General features: G+C 45.3%; 15 protein-coding genes. 7 read left to right on the top strand and 8 right to left on the bottom strand.

Going from position 1 to position 18,438, the window contains the following annotated elements; translation table 11 throughout:
• Positions 1-53 precede the first annotated feature (53 nt).
• Positions 54-1,358 carry a hypothetical protein gene (locus CWE13_RS10505; protein ID WP_126808432.1) on the bottom strand — a complete coding sequence of 435 codons (1,305 nt, stop codon included), beginning with the start codon at positions 1,356-1,358 and terminating at the stop codon, positions 54-56.
• 291 nt (positions 1,359-1,649) lie between these two features.
• Between CWE13_RS10505 and katG the strand changes: the two genes are divergently transcribed.
• Entirely contained in the window at positions 1,650-3,869 is a 2,220-nt protein-coding gene (gene katG / locus CWE13_RS10500) for a catalase/peroxidase HPI (RefSeq protein ID WP_126808430.1), read from the top strand.
• A gap of 68 nt (positions 3,870-3,937) precedes the next feature.
• Here katG and CWE13_RS10495 read toward each other — a convergent pair whose 3' ends face one another.
• Positions 3,938-5,143 carry a GGDEF domain-containing protein gene (locus CWE13_RS10495; RefSeq protein WP_126808428.1) on the bottom strand — a complete coding sequence of 402 codons (1,206 nt, stop codon included), beginning with the start codon at positions 5,141-5,143 and terminating at the stop codon, positions 3,938-3,940.
• A gap of 222 nt (positions 5,144-5,365) precedes the next feature.
• Between CWE13_RS10495 and rluF the strand changes: the two genes are divergently transcribed.
• Positions 5,366-6,334 (top strand): 23S rRNA pseudouridine(2604) synthase RluF, encoded by a 969-nt coding sequence (gene rluF / locus CWE13_RS10490; RefSeq protein WP_126808426.1) that lies wholly within the window; start codon positions 5,366-5,368, stop codon positions 6,332-6,334.
• Positions 6,335-6,396: 62 nt separating this feature from the next.
• Here the strand turns inward: rluF and CWE13_RS10485 are convergent, their stop codons facing one another.
• The gene (locus CWE13_RS10485) at positions 6,397-6,732 is read right to left on the bottom strand and encodes a hypothetical protein (protein WP_126808424.1); all 336 of its coding nucleotides are present in this window, start codon (positions 6,730-6,732) and stop codon (positions 6,397-6,399) included.
• Between the two features lie 209 nt (positions 6,733-6,941).
• Here CWE13_RS10485 and CWE13_RS10480 point away from each other — a divergent pair, with 209 nt between their 5' ends.
• Genes CWE13_RS10480 through CWE13_RS10470 form a run of 3 tightly spaced genes read left to right on the top strand, consistent with a single transcriptional unit; the run spans position 6,942 to position 13,500 of the window.
• The gene (locus CWE13_RS10480) at positions 6,942-9,665 is read left to right on the top strand and encodes a hypothetical protein (protein WP_126808422.1); all 2,724 of its coding nucleotides are present in this window, start codon (positions 6,942-6,944) and stop codon (positions 9,663-9,665) included.
• Between the two features lie 34 nt (positions 9,666-9,699).
• Positions 9,700-12,354 carry a TonB-dependent receptor gene (locus CWE13_RS10475; RefSeq protein WP_157980961.1) on the top strand — a complete coding sequence of 885 codons (2,655 nt, stop codon included), beginning with the start codon at positions 9,700-9,702 and terminating at the stop codon, positions 12,352-12,354.
• Between the two features lie 24 nt (positions 12,355-12,378).
• Positions 12,379-13,500, top strand: a complete 1,122-nt coding sequence (locus tag CWE13_RS10470) for a cytochrome-c peroxidase (RefSeq protein ID WP_126808418.1) — start codon at positions 12,379-12,381, stop codon at positions 13,498-13,500.
• 52 nt (positions 13,501-13,552) lie between these two features.
• On the opposite strand, the gene CWE13_RS10465 is transcribed toward CWE13_RS10470, so the two are convergent.
• Together CWE13_RS10465 and CWE13_RS12525 are read right to left on the bottom strand one after the other, a co-directional pair.
• On the bottom strand, positions 13,553-13,978 hold the full coding sequence (locus CWE13_RS10465; protein ID WP_126808416.1) for a DUF4920 domain-containing protein: 426 nt from the start codon (positions 13,976-13,978) through the stop codon (positions 13,553-13,555).
• 28 nt (positions 13,979-14,006) lie between these two features.
• The gene (locus CWE13_RS12525) at positions 14,007-14,180 is read right to left on the bottom strand and encodes a hypothetical protein (RefSeq protein ID WP_157980960.1); all 174 of its coding nucleotides are present in this window, start codon (positions 14,178-14,180) and stop codon (positions 14,007-14,009) included.
• A 235-nt stretch (positions 14,181-14,415) separates the two neighbouring features.
• Between CWE13_RS12525 and CWE13_RS10460 the strand changes: the two genes are divergently transcribed.
• Both CWE13_RS10460 and CWE13_RS10455 read left to right on the top strand, forming a co-directional pair.
• The gene (locus CWE13_RS10460) at positions 14,416-15,438 is read left to right on the top strand and encodes a Vgb family protein (protein ID WP_126808414.1); all 1,023 of its coding nucleotides are present in this window, start codon (positions 14,416-14,418) and stop codon (positions 15,436-15,438) included.
• A gap of 3 nt (positions 15,439-15,441) precedes the next feature.
• Positions 15,442-16,023, top strand: a complete 582-nt coding sequence (locus tag CWE13_RS10455) for a choice-of-anchor V domain-containing protein (RefSeq protein ID WP_126808412.1) — start codon at positions 15,442-15,444, stop codon at positions 16,021-16,023.
• A gap of 5 nt (positions 16,024-16,028) precedes the next feature.
• Here the strand turns inward: CWE13_RS10455 and CWE13_RS10450 are convergent, their stop codons facing one another.
• The 3 genes from CWE13_RS10450 to CWE13_RS10440 form a co-directional block, all read right to left on the bottom strand.
• Complete coding sequence (locus CWE13_RS10450; RefSeq protein ID WP_126808410.1) at positions 16,029-16,223, bottom strand: YfhL family 4Fe-4S dicluster ferredoxin; 195 nt, start codon at positions 16,221-16,223, stop codon at positions 16,029-16,031.
• Positions 16,224-17,603, bottom strand: coding sequence for a prephenate-dependent tRNA uridine(34) hydroxylase TrhP (gene trhP, locus CWE13_RS10445; RefSeq protein ID WP_126808408.1), 1,380 nt, complete (start codon positions 17,601-17,603; stop codon positions 16,224-16,226). It lies immediately after the preceding gene.
• 97 nt (positions 17,604-17,700) lie between these two features.
• Entirely contained in the window at positions 17,701-18,414 is a 714-nt protein-coding gene (locus CWE13_RS10440) for a TVP38/TMEM64 family protein (protein ID WP_157980959.1), read from the bottom strand.
• Positions 18,415-18,438: the final 24 nt, after the last annotated feature.

The raw sequence follows: 18,438 nt of genomic DNA, 5'->3' as shown, positions 1-18,438 counted from the left end.
ACGGGTGTCTATTTGCCAGCATAACTTGTTCTAGCATAATGAGCTGGTAGAAATTAATCAGACCAGCGCGTGACTAATCGCCCTAGAGTTTCAAAGAAACCTAGATTAAATCGGCCGAACCGATGAAACAAACGCCAAGCCACATAAAGTGCAAAAATAGCATGCCAGAAGAACCCAGTATTTTGGTAGATTGCTTTTACCATAGCCACTGCATTAAGTGATTTAATCATTTCTATGTATGCTGGGTGGTAGCCAAATGCAAAACCACCCACAATAGCTAATACGATAAAAAACAGAATGACTTCAATAATTACTATCCAAGGGATTGTAATCAACTTAGGCATTTTCCAACTAGAACTTTTGCTAACGCGCGAGGTAGAAGTTAGGCTGGAATCAGCAGTAGGCGGAACGTAATGAGGAACCCAAATATCACGTGCCGCGGTATTGTTTAGCCAAAGATCTCGTGACTCATAAAACATTGGTTTCGTGTACTCATGATCTTGAACCGCAAATATCTTATCCCACCAGAACTTTAGAAAACGATAACAAGCTCGTAATACTAAAAATAGCGCGGAATGAATTACTAAAGCCCAAAACAAACGTACGATTTGCGCCGTATTAATTGCAGGTACAAAAATAGTAATGATCAACAACGCGAAAAAGATCACAACGAACAACGTTGCGGCGAACTGGATATTGAATGTTCGGTTCAAGTAGGCAATCACGCTCATAAAATAAGCATTATGGGCTTCAAATTGTTGATGAGATTTATTGTACTTAATGAATTTATCCGGACGCCCCTTGCTTGTAATTAAAACAAAGCTATAAAGCGCATAGCCGAGCAGTAGAATCAACGTGCCTATTATCATGAACAATGGTGATTGGATGTTCTCGCTCGCTATAACGCCGGCGGGTAACGTAAATGAACGGACGAGCTGAATGAGTATGTGATTGTGAAAACTAAACTGCAATGATTCTGTATAAGCGGCCCATCCCATATTCACTATGCCAAGTACCGAAGTAGCGGCCGCTACAGTAAACAAACCGATCGAAGCATATAAAAAGAACACTGCAAAAAAGAAACGGGTTTCAAACTTAAAGGTAGTGGGGGTTACTTCGCCATCGTAATTCAGAAAGAAGAACTTGTTTACGATAGGCTGGAAGAACATGAAGAACAGCATTGGCCAAGCCCAAAACGCGAGTGTTTTTATCACTCGTTCTAAAGTGAACGCGAGCATCCCAGTGAACTCAGGGCGTAGTTGGAACACACTAAATTCAAACCAAACCACCAAAAGTAACGCAGTGATCAGTAATAAGCGCCGGTTTAGTTGGCGCATGTGGCGGCGGTAAACTTCCATTTGATCTCCGATATTTTATTTTTATTCTTATTCGTTCGTGGAAAGCTTTCCTATAATGCCAGAATTCTCAGTGTAAGCTACTTATATTAATAGGTTTTCTTACTTCTCTTGAAAACGTTCATTCAAAAAATCTATTAAGCTATTCGAGAAAACAAACTTTCAATGCTTCAGAGTGGGGTCTATATTCGTTAATGACAAAAAGTACCTATGTTGTTAGTAATTAAGCAATTACTGAAAATATGGCGGTAAACCACAAGTTTTACCGAAAACTAGGTTAACGAGGAGAAAACGATGGATAACAACAACTCAACGGGTGGCAAGTGCCCAGTAATGCATGGTGGCAACACCAGCATTGGAGGCATTGGCAAGAAAAATTTAGATTGGTGGCCGGAGCAGCTCAACCTGAGAATTCTGCATCAAAATGATAAGAAATCGAATCCACTTGGCGAAGACTTCAATTACGCAGAAGCCTTTAAGAGTATTAATCTTGATGAACTGAAAAAAGACATTGATGCAGTACTAAAAGATTCTAAGGATTGGTGGCCGGCGGATTATGGCCACTATGGTCCATTTATGATTCGTATGGCTTGGCACGCTGCGGGTACTTACCGTATGGGTGATGGCCGTGGTGGTGCAGGCACCGGTAATCAACGTTTTGCGCCACTAAACAGTTGGCCTGATAACGGCAACCTTGATAAAGCTCGCCGGTTACTTTGGCCAGTTAAGCAAAAATATGGCAACAAAATTTCTTGGGCTGACCTTTTCGTGCTTACCGGGAATGTTGCTATTGAATCGATGGGCGGTAAAACCTTCGGATTCGGTGGCGGCCGTGAAGATATCTGGGAACCAGAAGAAGATATCTACTGGGGCGCTGAGGATGAATGGCTAGCAACAAGCGACAAGAAAAATAGTCGATACTCGGGTGATCGCGAGCTCGAAACACCACTTGCGGCCGTGCAAATGGGCTTAATTTATGTGAACCCTGAAGGTCCAGATGGCAACCCAGACCCAATTGCCTCGGGCCGTGATATTCGTGAAACCTTCAAGCGTATGGCAATGGACGACTACGAAACGGTAGCGTTAACTGCTGGTGGCCATACATTTGGTAAAACCCACGGCGCAGCGCCAGATTCGCATCTTGGCCCAGAGCCAGAAGCGGCACCAATTGAGCAACAAGGCTTTGGTTGGAAGAACAGCTACGCTAGCGGTAAAGGTGGGGACACTATTACGAGCGGCTTAGAAGGCGCTTGGACAGCAAACCCAATTCAGTGGGATAACGGCTATTTTGATGTGTTGTTCGGTTATGAATGGGAGCTTACGAAAAGCCCTGCTGGTGCTAATCAATGGGCGGCGAAAAATTTAGCCGAGAAAGACCACGCACCTGCTGCTGATAATGCGCAGAAAAAAATGCCATTGATGATGTCAACGGCTGATATCGCGATGAAAGAAGACCCAGCATATCGGAAGATCTCAGAGCACTTCCATAAAAACCCGGAAGAGTTTGCTGATGCTTTCGCGCGTGCATGGTTCAAACTCACGCACCGTGATATGGGACCAAAAGCCCGTTACTTAGGCCCAGAAGTTCCAGCTGAAGATTTAATTTGGCAGGATCCTGTGCCAGCGGTTGATCATGAGTTAGTAAATGCTAACGATATCGCTGAATTGAAGAAAACCATTTTGGGTTCCGGTTTAACGGTATCAGAATTGGTTTATACCGCTTGGTCTTCTGCCGCTACATTCCGTGGTTCTGATAACCGCGGTGGTGCAAACGGTGCTCGTATTCGTTTAGCTCCGCAGAATGCTTGGGAAGTAAACCAACCAGAACAGCTGAAAAAAGTGTTAGCGACTTACGAAGGCATCAAAAAAGATTTTGATTCTGCCCAATCGGGTAATAAGCGTATCTCTTTAGCTGATTTAATTGTGCTGGGTGGTTCAGCTGCGGTTGAAAAAGCAGCACAAGATGCGGGACACAGCATTGAGGTTCCATTTACGCCAGGGCGCACAGACGCAACTGATGAGCAAACGGATGCTGAATCGTTTGAAGTATTGGAGCCGGTAGCGGATGGGTTCCGTAATTACCTGAAAACGCGTTATACGGTTTCTACCGAAGAGTTGCTAATTGACCGTGCTCAGCTGCTTACATTAACGGCACCAGAAATGACCGTGTTAGTAGGTGGTATGCGTGCGCTAAATGCAAACTTCGAACAGAAGCAACACGGCGTGTTCACCGATAGACCAGGTACACTAACGAACGATTTCTTCGTGAACTTAGTCGACATGGATATCGAATGGAAGCCGACTTCTGAAGAAGCGGAAGAATTTGAAGGCCGTGATCGCAAAACCGGCGCAGTGAAGTGGACAGGAACACGGGTTGATTTAGTGTTCGGCTCTAATTCACAGCTACGTGCGCTTGCTGAAGTTTATGCACAAAGTGATGCAACTGAGAAGTTTGTGAATGACTTTGTTAAAGCTTGGACGAAAGTAATGAATGCAGATCGGTTTGATGTATAAGTAAGTTGGTAAATCTAAGAATAAAAGGGAGCGCATTGCGCTCCCTTTTTTTATGACGCACGGAGTGACTAAGCAAAAACAGCTTGGTTACGGCCATTTTCTTTGGCCAGATAAAGTGCTTTATCGGCATCACTGAGCAAGCTATGGAAATCTTTGTGTTTCGATGTACAAAGAACACCGCCAATGCTGATAGACAAGGGAATGCTGTGCTCTTCGAGCTGTAGTGGGGCTTCCGCAATACGCTTGCAAAGCCTTTTACTGAGTAGGTGAGCCAGTTCAAAATCAACGCCCGGAAGAGAAATAGCAAACTCTTCACCGCCAACTCGTGCCACAATATCGGTATCGCGCAGTTCTTGTTTCAAGGTTTTTGCTACCCAGCGTAGGCACTCATCACCTATAGCATGCCCCCAAGTATCATTCACATCTTTGAAGTAATCTAAATCGACCATGAGCACGCACATGGCTGATTTATTCTTGCGTGCCTGATGAAATTGTTTATCCGCATCTTTAAAAAAAGCTCTGCGGTTAAATAGTTTTGTTAAGTCATCGATGTTTGCGAGCTCTACCAGCTGCTCTTCAGTTTTTGAAAACACCAACAAGGGAAACATAAGCGCGGTAGTGGTAGTGAGAAGTAGATGGCTGATAAACGTAATATAAAGCATTGAGCTCATAGTTGCAGAGGATGATTCTACAACAGCACTTGCGATAACACCGGCATCTATCTGCATCGCGCTCGTAGGTTCAGAAACATTCACCAAACTCACCAACATCGAGCCGGCTTGCAATAGCATGGTAACCACATGTAGTGAGAAGAACATGCAAAGCAGTTGTTGTGGTAATTGCATCGATGATTTTATGTTGAGCAGGAGATAAAGGGCCCAAATGAATAAGCCGGCGATTAAGATCGATGTGATGGGTGAAATCCAGGTGTAAACGGGATAAAGAGCTGCTAAACCTAACGCGATTACGAGCATTAAAACAATTTGCGACCGCCAACCCTGGGTGCTTCGCGGGGCACGGAAATGTTGAATGCCTTTTACCGCCAATAATGGTGCTGCGATAAGCAAAAGCGAGGCAAACCAATGTGTGAGCCACGGCATATCAACATAGCTTCGGGCCGCGGCCACTAGGCCACCTGCTACAAATATCCAGCAGGAAATCGCCCAATACAAAAAGCAACGTTGCTTTAACCGAAGTTGATATATAACCATCAACAAGCCACCCAAGATAAGGTTGAGTAACAGAATAATTCCTATCAGCGTGGGTAAGTGCAACGATGTGGCTCCTGATTGTGGTATCTTGGGCAATGTTTTGGGTGTCGTTCGGTATCCTGTTTTGTGCAGGAATGATTTACTCTATAATTAGTGGCACGGGCTACGGTTTCTCTCGCTTATTTTATCGGAATTTCACCTAGAAACTTGAATGTTATGCGAAAGTTGTTGCTAGACAATACATGAATGAATAAATCGATTCACCTTAATATAAGTTAACTACTCATGCCGAACACTTCAGAAACACGTTTGAATAAGTATATTAGTGAAAGCGGAATTTGCTCGCGCAGAGAAGCTGATCGCTTCATTGAGCAAGGCAACGTTTTTATTAATGGACGCCGGGCGTTAATGGGCGAAAAGGTGGGGCCAGATGATGAAGTAAAGGTGAATGGTCAACTCATTGAATCACAAAATAAAGAGGGTTTTGTATTTATTGCCCTGAATAAACCCGTTGGTATTGTGAGCACTACGGATTCAGCTGAAAAAGCAAATATGGCGGATTTCGTAAACCATGAAAAACGTATTTTTCCTATTGGTCGACTCGATAAAGATTCTCAAGGATTAATTTTTCTTACTAGTAATGGCGATTTGGTCAATAAAATTTTGCGTGCCGGCAATAACCACGAGAAAGAATATGTGGTGACCGTGAATAAACCAATTACAGATGATTTTATCCAAGGTATGAGCCGAGGTGTGCCGATTCTTGGTGAAGTAACAAAAAAATGCAAGGTAAGTAAGGTTTCCCGCTTCGTATTTAAAATCACGCTTGTGCAAGGATTAAATCGGCAAATTCGGCGCATGTGTGAGTTTTTTGATTATGACGTAAAAAAGCTCGAACGTATTCGTATTATGAATATTGAACTCAAGGGTTTAGGTATAGGTGAGTGGCGAGATCTCACTGAGCAAGAATTGGATACCTTATTAAAATCAGTGGCGCATTCATCATCAGAAGCGCCTCCTGGGCATAAGAAAAAGAAGCCGGCGCATAAACAGAAAACGAATTCGGGTAAAAAAAGAGGTGGAACGAATTCGACTGCGAATCATCACAGTGAAAAGCCAGATCCATGGGGCGGGCGCAGCAAAAGTGAGAATAAGTCGAGAACTGCAAATGGTAAACCTAATGCGCGCGATTCCAAACCGAGTAAGAAGCCTACCCGTAGTTTGATTCGCAAGGCGATTAAGAAGAAACCATAAGGTAGCTAAATGTCGAGCTATTCGGCGTGTGCGTGCCAGATAAGCATGACACTAAAACCTTCTTAGAAACGCTCTTGCCTACACACCCCTTTCAGGAGTAACGGCATCTGCCGAAATTTTCGTCCTTCGTAACTATCTTCCATTACCCGACGCTCCATTTCCTCGGGGTCTTCAGTAACGGCAAGCAAGTATTCAAATCGTGTGATGGCTGCTTTAGCAGCCTTTGGCAAATGTTTCTTTTGCTGATAATAGGCAAGGTTCGCACGCAATACTGCCACCCGTTCGGGCATTTCTTTTAAGCACGTGAACGCCTGTTCAAAGTAGCTCAAATCCTCTGCTTTTAGATTACGCTCGCGTTGCGGCCTGCGATTACGCACCGGATAGTACGCTTGGCTCATGAATACTCCCTACAAAACTTACGTTGCTTTCGTAGTACCGTTTTATCGCTATCAGTTATCTACAAATCTTACTTATTTAACATAACGAAATTACCACATAAACAGATGCCGAAGCGCGGATATTCGTGTGTTTAACATATTAATCCCCAATTCATTTGCAAATAGGAATGATTCGCATTAAGATCCGGCCAACTTGGGAGGGATTGAAAATGCAACAAACGCTAAACACAAAAAAACGGTTAACCCGGTATGTCGTATTTGCGAGTATCGTAGCTTTTGCCTTGGCTGGTTGCGGTTCGAGCGATAATGAAAAAGAAATTATTGAGTTAGCTGTAGAAATTCAGCAGGGAGAAGCGTGGGCTTATAGTGCCGATCTGGGTAATACACCTATTGCCACGCAAACACCTCGCCATGGCACGCTAACCTTACGTAGCAACGAAATGCGCTATACGCCCGAAGCGGCTTATCATGGAACTGATCGTGCTGAAGTAGAGGGTGCAGAGGCAATTTACAAAATTGAATGGAACATTGAATATGTAAATCAGCCGCCAAAATTATTAAATACAGAAATTGCAGTGGTTTCTGACCGCGAAGTTTCTGGCCAACTGATGGCTGAAGACCCTGATGGCGACAGTGTGCAGTTTGAATTATTGGCTGCGCCAGAGCGTGGCGATTTTAATTTAAACGAGGAAACAGGTGAGTTTTCTTATATTCAGGATGAGTTAAGGCTTCCAAATGCAACATTTGAAGTGGGGCTAAGCGACGGTGTAAATGACGTTGTTCGCGAAGTAGTGACACTATTACCAGCTTACACTACGAATACAGAGAAAGCGGCTTACTATTATCATTCGAATCACTCCCACCTATTACAAGCAGAGTTGCGTCTTGCGGCGATAACCGATGACGCCGAAACGCAGCAAGCCTATACCAATTTAGCCATTGGATATGTGCAAGCGAACTTGCCGAATGAAGTTGAGCGCATTCTAAGTTCATACATTGTTGGTTTAGAGCCTACAGCTCAAGCGAAACGGCGTGTAGCAGCCGTACTTGATGAGCTTGGCGAACACGATTGGGCTCAAGAACTTCGTTACGAAGCACTGCAAAGTTATACCCAGTTTGTAGTTGAGAATAACATTGAGAACCTAACATCATCGGATAGTAGCTTTTTCCTAACATTGTTAAACGATGCAGCTGCTGCGGGCGATTTTGTAAACGCTGAACGCATTGCTGAACAGATGCAGGTGTTTGTGGATGAGCTTTGCTGCGGTTTGTATGGCACACCTTATGGGCGTTTATCAACCGCGTTTCGAAATCAAGTGAATGCCGCCATATCGCGGTATCAGGAAAGCGGGTTGGAAGCGGATCGTTTAGAAGCAATTACGGCTGCGGAACGATTTGCGGATGTTGCTGCAAGAACAGGCTACCAAATAGTAAGCAACGGTGAAAATGCAGGGCAGAGGAACTTTCGTTTAGCTCCGCTTTATACTATTCAATCTGCTGAATATTTCATGATATTGAACGAGCCAGAGAAAGCGCGGGAATGGGTTGCATTTACTCTCTCGTATTACGGTGATGTTAACTACGATGAGCGCTACAGCACTCCGGCACAACCCTATGCCGCGGTAACACGCCAAGAATACTTATTTCCGTTAGTGGGAGCTTCGGCGTTATTCGAGATTCTTTATCCGAACGCTGAGACAAACATACCGTTTAGTTACATCCCGGATAGCGATACGTTTTATAGCCGTGCTGTAGCTGCGATTGATAACGCGAAGCCTACTTCGGAGTTGCTTACCGGCGGCAGTCTAAACGATGCTCTTGCGATGCTGGAAGCTGCACATGCAGATAGCCCTCGCGCACTGTTCGCAGGTTTAAGTGAGGCTTCTGAATGGCTTTGGGCCCTGAATGAGCATAGTTTCGCGGAAGCCATGTTAGATGCTGCGGCGGCGGTATTGGCAACCGATGCGTTCTATACCGAAAACCGGAACTCAACGCTCTATTCAACTGGGTCTCGAGGCTGTAACCAATTAATACGGCAACGGATTACACAACAAGGCCGTGATAACGCATTTCTTGATGCTCAATATTGTGAGAATACATTTATTAGTAGCGGTAAATTCGAAGAGAATTTAACCGCGCATTACGATGCAATAAATTGGTTCTTGTTTATCAGTGACACTGATTCCGCAGCGCAACAGCATGCATCGGATTTACTTGTTGCCGCAGAGAACTTGTTATCTGAACTTGATTCAGATGATCGCATTAACGCTACGTTAAATTTAGCTACGTTAGCGGCTAAAGGTCGTGATTATTATCCCGCAAGTGACCTGGTTTCGCAGGGGTTAGTGGAAGTGGACTCGTATTTAAATGATGCGCTGGAAGAAGATAAATTAGCAGCGATTGAGTTTTCATTAACGGCGTTAAATAAGCTTGATGGCTTAACTTACACCACTGATGGAAACGCAAAAGCGGCAAGCTATCTTTCTGAATTGCGCGGCCATGGCTATAACGAACCAGTGTACCAAGAGTGGGTAACTACAACGATGCAAGGTATTGAAAACATCCTCGCCTCGGTTTTAGTACTAACGAAAGCACTGCCAGCTCCCGAACAGGCGGATTTAGCAGAAAGTATAGTAGAGCGCCTGAGTACTAATCGCGAATATGGTAAAGCCGAGAGTGTTTTGGGAGAGCTCGAGCTATCCACTACCGATCGTTTACTTCTATCTATCTTCATTTCTGAATTGCAGAGCGTGCAGGATGATTTTACGCGTTCAATTATTGCCAGTGTGGATACTGATTTTGATGGCCGCGCGAACTTCTTTGCAGTAAATGCTACTGCAGAACAGCAAGCGCAAACCGATATCCAGTTGGATGACGACGCCGACGGTGATGAAGTTCTTGATGATGTCGATCCTTGTCCACTAGGTTGTTAATGCTATGAGATATAACTTTCCAACCAGAAAAGCCATGGCAAGGACGCTTTGGCTCTCTACGTTACTTACGTGTACATCAGCCTTTGCTACTTCGGCTGATCAAATGGAGCAAGAGCAAACCGATGCATCGGATACTAAGCCTGTATCTAATGATTCCGCACGGCAACACGTAAAAAAGGAAATTGAGAGGATTCAAGTATTGGGCCGCCATTTTCTGCCAGAACACCAAGGATCGGATGGCGCCTTTACCCTAAATCGCGGCTTTATCGACGATTTATTGCAAGGGAACGGTAATATCACCGATATGCTCGTTTTCTTACCGGGCGTGCAAGGGTCAGAGGGGGCTCTTGATGTTAATCAACAACAGGAAATTCGAAGTAAGCTGATTTCTATTTCAGGTGCGCAGCCTTGGCAAAATCAATTTATTTTCGATGGTGTGAGTAATTCATCATTGATTGATCCGGCGAACAGCAATCGTTCGGCGAACGCGATCAATGACGTGCAGGGCCATCCGGAAGCGATGTTCATCAATCAAGAATTGGTGGGGGCAGTAACGGTATATGATAGTAATGTGCCTGCACGTTACGGCAATCTGCTCGGCGGTGTAGTGGATGTAGAGCCTCGGAGTGCGGTGTCTACGCCGCGCTTAACCCTGAATTACAGAACGTCGCAAAGCCAACTGAATCAATATCGGCTGATTGATAATTTGCAGGAGAATGATGACGATGGGGGGATTGAGCGCGATCCTCCGCGTAAACCTAATTTTGATAAAGAATCGTTATCTATTAGTACTCGATGGAATATCACAGATAAGCAATCGTTTGTGCTTTCTGCAGCCAGAACAACATCGACGATAAGTGAAGTTTCCTTGCTAGAAACGGTTAGTACTGCTCGAGAATCGTGGTCAACTTCGGCGCAGTGGACAATTGACGATGTCCTACTCGATAGGATTACTGTTAGTGGTTCATATTCACCTTATCGCAGTGATGTGATTTTAGCGGATGTAAAAGATTCGGAGTTTTCTCTACGCGGTGGCGGATATCGCTTTGGGATAAATGCACAGCAAGAAATGTTTGCTTGGCAAACGGATTGGCGTTTGAGTTGGTCGCATTCCGAGAATAGCAGAACGGCGCCGCAGTTTTATTTGCCGTGGTATCGAGCCGCGGGTAAAAATTGGGGCTTAAATGTCGGTGAAGTTCCTTTCAGTATTGAAGGCGGTTATGGCGATCTCGATAAAGAACAGGAAGCATTGCAGTTAAGCACGGCATGGGATAAAGGCCTCGGAAAGTTATTAGGTGCTGAACATGCACTTGAATGGGGGGCGGATACGTCACGTTCAGATATATCGCGGAGTCGGCCGCAAGCGAGTGTAATTTACTCGTCGCCATATCGCGATTCCAATATTGATTGCCAAGCAACTACGCTAGATTGTGTAGAGCAAAGCTATCGAATATCGTTGGAAGCGTTAGCCGAGGAACTCGGTGGCGAAATAGATTTTAGTAATCCGGAACACATTTTTGCCTTTCAAGAAAACCTGTTGGCACGTGGGCAGTACTTTCGCTATCGCAGAATTTATCCGCAAGACAATATTCAAGTGAGCTTACAACAATCGAGTGCGTACACCGAGCTCTCGTCAGTATGGGAAAAGTTACGCACTGATGTCGGCCTACGCATTGATCACGATGATTTCTTGAATAATCTCGATATTTCCTGGCGCAGTAGGGCTTCGTATTCGGTAACCGATACAACCACGTTGTTTACCGGCGCAAATCGCTATTACGCCGCCAACCTTACAGCTTACGCGATTCGAGAAGCTCAACGGCCTTATATCATTCAATATCGCCCCGTTGCGCAAGGTGTGATTGGCAGCTGGCTTGATGCAACGAGCAGTGATCGCTTTCGTTATCGCTTTGAAAATGTAAAAACACCTTATTCAGACGAACTAACCTTCGGCGTTCGGCAAGCGCTATTCGGCGGCTTTTTCTCTGCACGTTGGGTGCGGCGTGAGAATAAAGATTTAATAACACGCGGACCAACCGAACGCTTTGATGGATATACCTACATTTACCAAACAAATGAAGGCGAATCACAACACAACCGCTATTCGATTTCCTACTATCGTGAATGGCAGAATCACGGCATTACCTTCAATGTTTCGCATAGTGAAAATCAAACAACAGCAGGTTCGTATGATACAGCGGTAGAAGATGTGCCCGACGACGAGCTGGTGTTTTTATCAACGCAAATGAATGGGAACACCGAGTACACACTCATGTCGTTTGATGATTTGACTCGACGGCAAGATGACTTTAGTAGGCCTGTAACCGCCAATCTTGTGCTTCGAAGCCATTGGAACGATCAGTTCTCAACAACATTCACGCTGAGTTTTGTTGGTGAGTATGAATCGGCATTTAATACTAATTTGCAGCGCGAGATAGAAGTTACCGATGGCATTTGTGAAAGCTGTGAACCGGTTAATGTTGCGTATCCCGTTTTTGAATACGTGGAGAGGCCGGCACGAACCTTATTGGGAGCGAAAATGAGCTGGCGCCCAATGCAATATCCGCGTGTGGCCGTTACGCTTGAGATTAGTAATCTTTTAAATAGTAGGACGCACCAAATTGGCCGCAATCAGATCGGTTTTGAAACAGGTAGAGATATTTGGTTAGGCGTAGGCCTGCAGTGGTAGTTGTACGAAAGGTGAATTAAAAAAATGCAGTTTCAACATAATATACGCTGGTTTCGTAGCGAAGTGTGGCTTGTTGCTTGCATTTGCTGCGTTAGCCTTTTCCACAGTGCATACGCAGATACAAGCACTAGTCATTGCGAAATTGAGAGTGGTGACATTTACTCGTTGTATTTGCAGCCGATGCACAAGTGGCCGTGTTATTCCGCCGATCGGGAAGATCTTGAGCCACTGCCGAAGCCAGTAGAGGTTGAGCAAGCTTTAGTATCGCTCGGAGAGACCTTATTTCATGACAAAAACTTAAGCTCAGACCGGAGCGTAAGTTGCGCTAGCTGCCATCAGCCAGAACATCGCTTTGCTGATCCACGCAGAATCTCGCCTGGCGTTGAGGGCAGAGAGGGCCATCGGAATACCCCTTCACTGATGAATGTTGATCTGTGGAATGTATTGTTTTGGGATGGCCGAGAGAGTAGTTTGCAGCATTTAGCGGTACAACCGCTAACCAACCCCTTAGAAATGAATAGTAATCCTGGCTTAGCGGTTATGCGGGTTACTGAGCAAGATCGATATAAAGCGTTGGTAGAAGAATATTTTGGTGATAGCACTATTACGTGGCAACGGATAACAGAGGCACTTGCAGCTTTTCAATTAACATTGCGAAGCCCAGAAAATAAACTGGATACATTTTTAAATGCTATTGCAGATGGAAATTACGAAGTAGCGGAAAACGCCCTGAATTCAGAGCAACTTTTAGGGCTGCACCTTTTCAGAACTAAGGCAAACTGCGTGGCTTGCCATCAAGGCGCATTACTTTCAGATCAGAAATTTCATAATATGGGGCTACACTATTTCGGCCGTAGATTTGAAGATCTTGGCGTATTTGCGGTGAATGGTGAACCAAGCGATGTCGGTAAATTTAGAACGCCTACGTTACGCCATTTAGAAGAAACACGGCCTTGGATGCATAATGGTTTGTTCGATGATTTACTGGGTATCGTGCGCATGTACTCGCATGGCGGCCCACGACCTCGACCGCGGGGGGAAAACATAAATAACCCACTGTTTCCCGTTACCACTGATGAGCTAAAACCATTCAATTTAACGAAGGAAGAAGAGGCTGCATTGGTTGAGTTTTTGAAGGTGCTTTAACCTAGATTGGGCGCTCAGTTGGTGGTGTTGAGCGCCCAGTTTTCTACCTATTCTATTCGGCCGCTACTTTCACGCCTGTAGGGCGTAATTGATACATCGTCCGTGTCTCGTTGTCGCTATCACCTGCTGGCACTTCAACCGTTTCTATTGAACCATAAGCCCATGCAGTGCGGCCGCGCGCTTCAATTGGGAAAACCATTTCGCCGTCATTAACTTTGATACGAAATAATTCGTGATCTGAACTAGTTTTTAATGTCATCCAGCACCCCATGTTTTCGCATGAGTTGGTGATAACACCTTCTACTAGAATTGTTTTACCAATGTAGCTGTTTGGGTTCTCAAAAAACGTTTCTAGGTTAGTAACTTCAGTATCCGGTACTTCATCACCAAACTGTAGCGCTTCGGTGCTCATTGCATGAGCATTGGCCAAGAACAGGAAGCTAAGTGCGAAGAGAATAGTTGCTGTTAAATTTTTCATTGCGCGTTCTCCTATTTGAGCATGTTTTTTAGTTTATAGTATTTAATACATCGTTGTAATCAGGAAGATGAGTATTCTTTTCAGACACCTCATCGCACTCCCATTCTGGCTTTTCAGAGCATGAGATAGGCACCTGCGCGTTACTCTGCTCTTCGTTTAGCAAATTCTTAGTAAGTTCTGCTGGCAGTTGTAATCTGATCATCTGGGCTCTCACGATAGAACATGAATCTAATATTTAATGAGAATAATTCTCATTAGCAAAAAGATCAAGTAGTACGATGAAAAACTCAGATCCAATAGATACTATATGAATAGGTGAACCGGCGTAGATGCGCCTAACCGTCGATTATTTGCGTTTTATTAACAATCAAACTACCCAGTTATTGACTACAGTTGAATATTGAACATAACTAACCATTAGATTTGGGGAGTACGTTATGAATATGCAAAGTTATAAAAAATCATGGTTGGTCGCTGGCCTTTTGGCGATGCCGTTATTCTTTTCTGCGGCTGTGGCCGACCATCATGGTAGTAAGGAAGCCAGTTCGGATGTCAAACTCACGATTGAAGAATGGGAAGTCCCGTATGAGGGGCCTCGTTCACGTGATCCTTGGGTGGGCGGTGAAGATCTAATTTGGTTTGTTGGGCAACGAACGCATTATGTAGGGCAGCTGATTCCTTCTACAGGCGAATTTAATAAATTTGATTTGGATGATGGTGCTGGGCCACATACGGTGATTTCAGATCATAGAGGCGCTTGGTATGCAGGGAATCGTGCTGCTCATATCGGATTGGTTGATCCAGAATCTGGAGATATCACCAAGTTTACGCCACCTGGAGACGGGCCACGAGATGTGCACACGATGGATTGGGATAGCCACGGGAATATTTGGTTTACTGAACAAGGTGGTAACCGCATTGGCTATTTTGATACCGCTGCGGAGAGTTTTACGATGTATGAAGTAACCACGCCGCGAGCACGGCCGTACGGAATTGTGGTGCACAATGATGAACCTTGGGTAGTGATGTTGGGAACGAATCAAATTGCTACCGTTCGTGATGGTGAGCTTATTGAAATAGATTTACCGCGGGAAGAAACACGCACGCGCCGTTTAGCCGTAGCCGATAATGGGCATGTGTGGTTCGGGGATTATGCTGGCGGTTATATTGGCCGTTTCGATCCGGTAACGGCAGAGGTATCTGAATGGCAACTACCTGCTGGTGCTGATTCACGCCCGTACGCTGTTGCAATGGATGCGGAACAACGTTTTTGGGTAGTTGAAACAGGCGTACAACCAAATCGGTTTGTTGGCTTTGATACTGAAACAGAAACATGGACATCGCTGTTTGATGTTCCAAGTGGCGGTGGAACGGTTCGCCACATGGTTTATGATGCTGAAAGTAATAGCATTTGGTTCGGAACAGATGAAAACACTATTGGCCAAGCAAGTATTGAATAAGCGATGAAATATTTATCATTAAAACCAACCCGCTCATTGTGGGTGTTGGCCGTTTCAGTGTTGGCGTGCTCTATATGGCCGGTGGCGGCTTTCCCTGAGGGGCCTCCGCCGGCCCACACCGGAGCAAATGGCCAACCTGATTGTAGTGTGTGCCATTTTGCTGGCCCGGAACCGACAGCGAATAGTGGCTTAACCATTACCAGCTTCCCACAGGAGGTATCTCCGGGGGCGGTTTACGAGTTAAAACTTCAGCTTTTAGGTCCTGAACAGCGGGCTGGTGGATTTCAAGTTGCGATAGTGAACACCGAAACGGCACGAGTGAGCGTAGGTGAATGGATTGTTGATGAGAACCAGCGCATTGATAGCGAGAACGATATCGTATACCTGGGGCACTCGGAACCGAAAAGTGCTGTACACGATGATGGCAGTGGCGAGATGTTAACTGAATGGATTTTACGCTGGCGCGCACCTTCTGAAAACCCCGGACCATTGCGGATTATAGCTGCTGCCGTGGCATCGGATCACGATGAATCTCCTTTGGGAGATGCCGTTTACGTGTTTAAAACAAGCTTGAATGATGAGTGACGGATTCAATTCGCAAGTGGCAGAATACAATAAACTGGGCATACCGGAATACACTGGGGCTCATCGTAAAAGCCTTCGCATTCGGTGCATAAATCGGTGTCGATTTGGTAGAATATTTTACCCATGGTAATAGCGTCATTTGGGCATTCTGGCACGCACAAATCGCAGTTAATGCATTCTTCAGTAATGTATAACGACATTTAACTCACCTCTTTTATAGTAAGCTGTTCTGCTGCTTTCTCGGAATGTGAAACTTCAGAACTGGTGTAAACTTGCCGCAGTAGCATGGCGTGTTTTTTTAACGCGGCAGGGGACAATGGCAGCGCAGATATGGGTATCCACACGGTGTAACCAGAACCGGGCGCCACGAAAAGCTCTTTGCCGTTGCAATCTTCAAGTTGCTGCAAAATACTGCGTTGATTACCTGAAGTCGTCATGATTATCACTTCATCGCCAATACCGAAGCGGTTATTAACGGTAACTTCGGCGAATAAAACACCGTTTCGCAACTCGGTTATTCCGGTAAATTCGCCCACGAATTGCTGCTCACCTTCACTATGGCTCGTGGCATAATTTTGCAGATCTGCTTGTGCCACATGGCGACGAAGAAACCCTTCAGTGAAGCCGCGGTTGGCCATGCCATTCAGTTCACTGAGTAATGCAGCGTTAAAGGGCTTTCCAGCTACCGCATCGTCGATAGCTTGCCGATACACCTGTGCTGTTCTCGCCACGTAATACGGTGATTTTGTGCGCCCTTCGATCTTTAGAGAGTGCACGCCCATCTTGGTAAGTGCTTCTACGTGTTGCACTGCCCGCAAATCTTTTGAGTTCATAATGTAAGTGCCATGCAGATCTTCAAACATTGGCATGTATTCACCCGGGCGTTGCGGCTCTTCGAGCATTACTGCATCGCGTAATACTTCTGGAAGAGGGTTCATTTGGCCTACTGCATCTTCGATTGCCGGCGTTACTTTGTATTGCCAACGGCATGAGTTGGTGCAAGCGCCTTGATTGGGATCGCGTTTGTTAAAGTAACCTGAAAGTAAGCAACGGCCGGAGTAAGCCATACATAAAGCGCCGTGGACAAATATTTCGATTTCCATATCGGGAACTTGCGCGCGAATTTCGGCGATTTCTTGAATACCAAGTTCTCGCGATAGAATGACACGCGCGATACCTTGCTGCTTCCAGAACTTTACCGCCGCCCAGTTTACCGTGTTCGCCTGTACCGATAGGTGTAGTGGCATTTGCGGAAAATATTCACGCAATAGATACACAACGCCGGGGTCGGAAACAATGAGTGCATCTGGGGCAAGAGCCACGATAGGTTCGATATCTTCAACGAAGTTACGCAATTTTGCATTGTGTGGGGCGATGTTGCATACCACATAGAATTTTTTCCTAAGCGCATGTGCTTCGTGAATGCCGATTTTTAGGGTATCGAGATCGAACTCATTATTACGTACTCGCAAACTAAAGCGAGGTTGGCCAGCGTACACTGCATCAGCACCGTAGGCGAAAGCAAGGCGCATAGCTTTTAGGCTACCCGCAGGTGATAGCAACTCTGGAATATGTGTCATGAAAAAACCTAAAGATCGTAAAGCTTATTTGCTAATCGAGCATTCTAGGTATTTTCTTGAAACAGGCCTTGATCTGGCGCAATGAGCGTAGTTTTACTTATGGCTTACCAGTATCGGCGGGCTGCACTTTTCGTTTTAGCCAGCGAGGGCCGAAGATAAGTAGTAAAGCGATCGCAATGAGAATGCCGATGCTAAATGCTATGTTCTCTTTATCTGCGCCTTGAATTACGTTGTTCAGTTCACTCCCCGCAAAATTCACAAGGGCTAATCCAGGGATGATGCCGATAGCTGAACCGATTAAATAAGGACGGAAGCGGATATGCGATGCACCAGCCATGATATTGGTTAGGGTAAAAGGGGCTAACGGTAATAAGTTGATGAGAATCATGGTGCGAATGCCACGATCACCCATAAATCGAGAGGCATTTCGCAGCCGCTTGCCTCCAAAACGCAGCAAAACGCGCTGGCCACTGAATCGGCCCACTTCATAGCTCACCACGGATGAAGCCAATGTGCCAAGAGTGGCATAGCAAAAGCCCCACCACGGCCCGTAAAGAAAACCGGTTAACACTACTAAAATAGTTAACGGAAACATCAGTAACAACAGCACCACGAAAACCGCGGTAATGAGCGGCCATAACCAAAATTTGCCGTGCCAGCTGCTGGCTGTTGATAGTGCCGATTGAGCCTGTTCAACGGATAGCAAATCTGAATTCCACGCAAAGCGCCATATGAGTGCCAAAATGATCAGCACACTGAGAAAGCCAATAAACATCCATAACGCCCGCTTGGTGTTTCTTTTTCTCTTCATGTAATTGCGCGCCTTATACTTATC

The sequence above is a fragment of the Aliidiomarina shirensis genome, from assembly GCF_003987345.1.
GTDB lineage: Bacteria > Pseudomonadota > Gammaproteobacteria > Enterobacterales > Alteromonadaceae > Aliidiomarina > Aliidiomarina shirensis.
The sequence above is the reverse complement of the archived record's forward strand: the minus strand, read 5'-3'. Positions and strand labels throughout refer to the sequence as shown.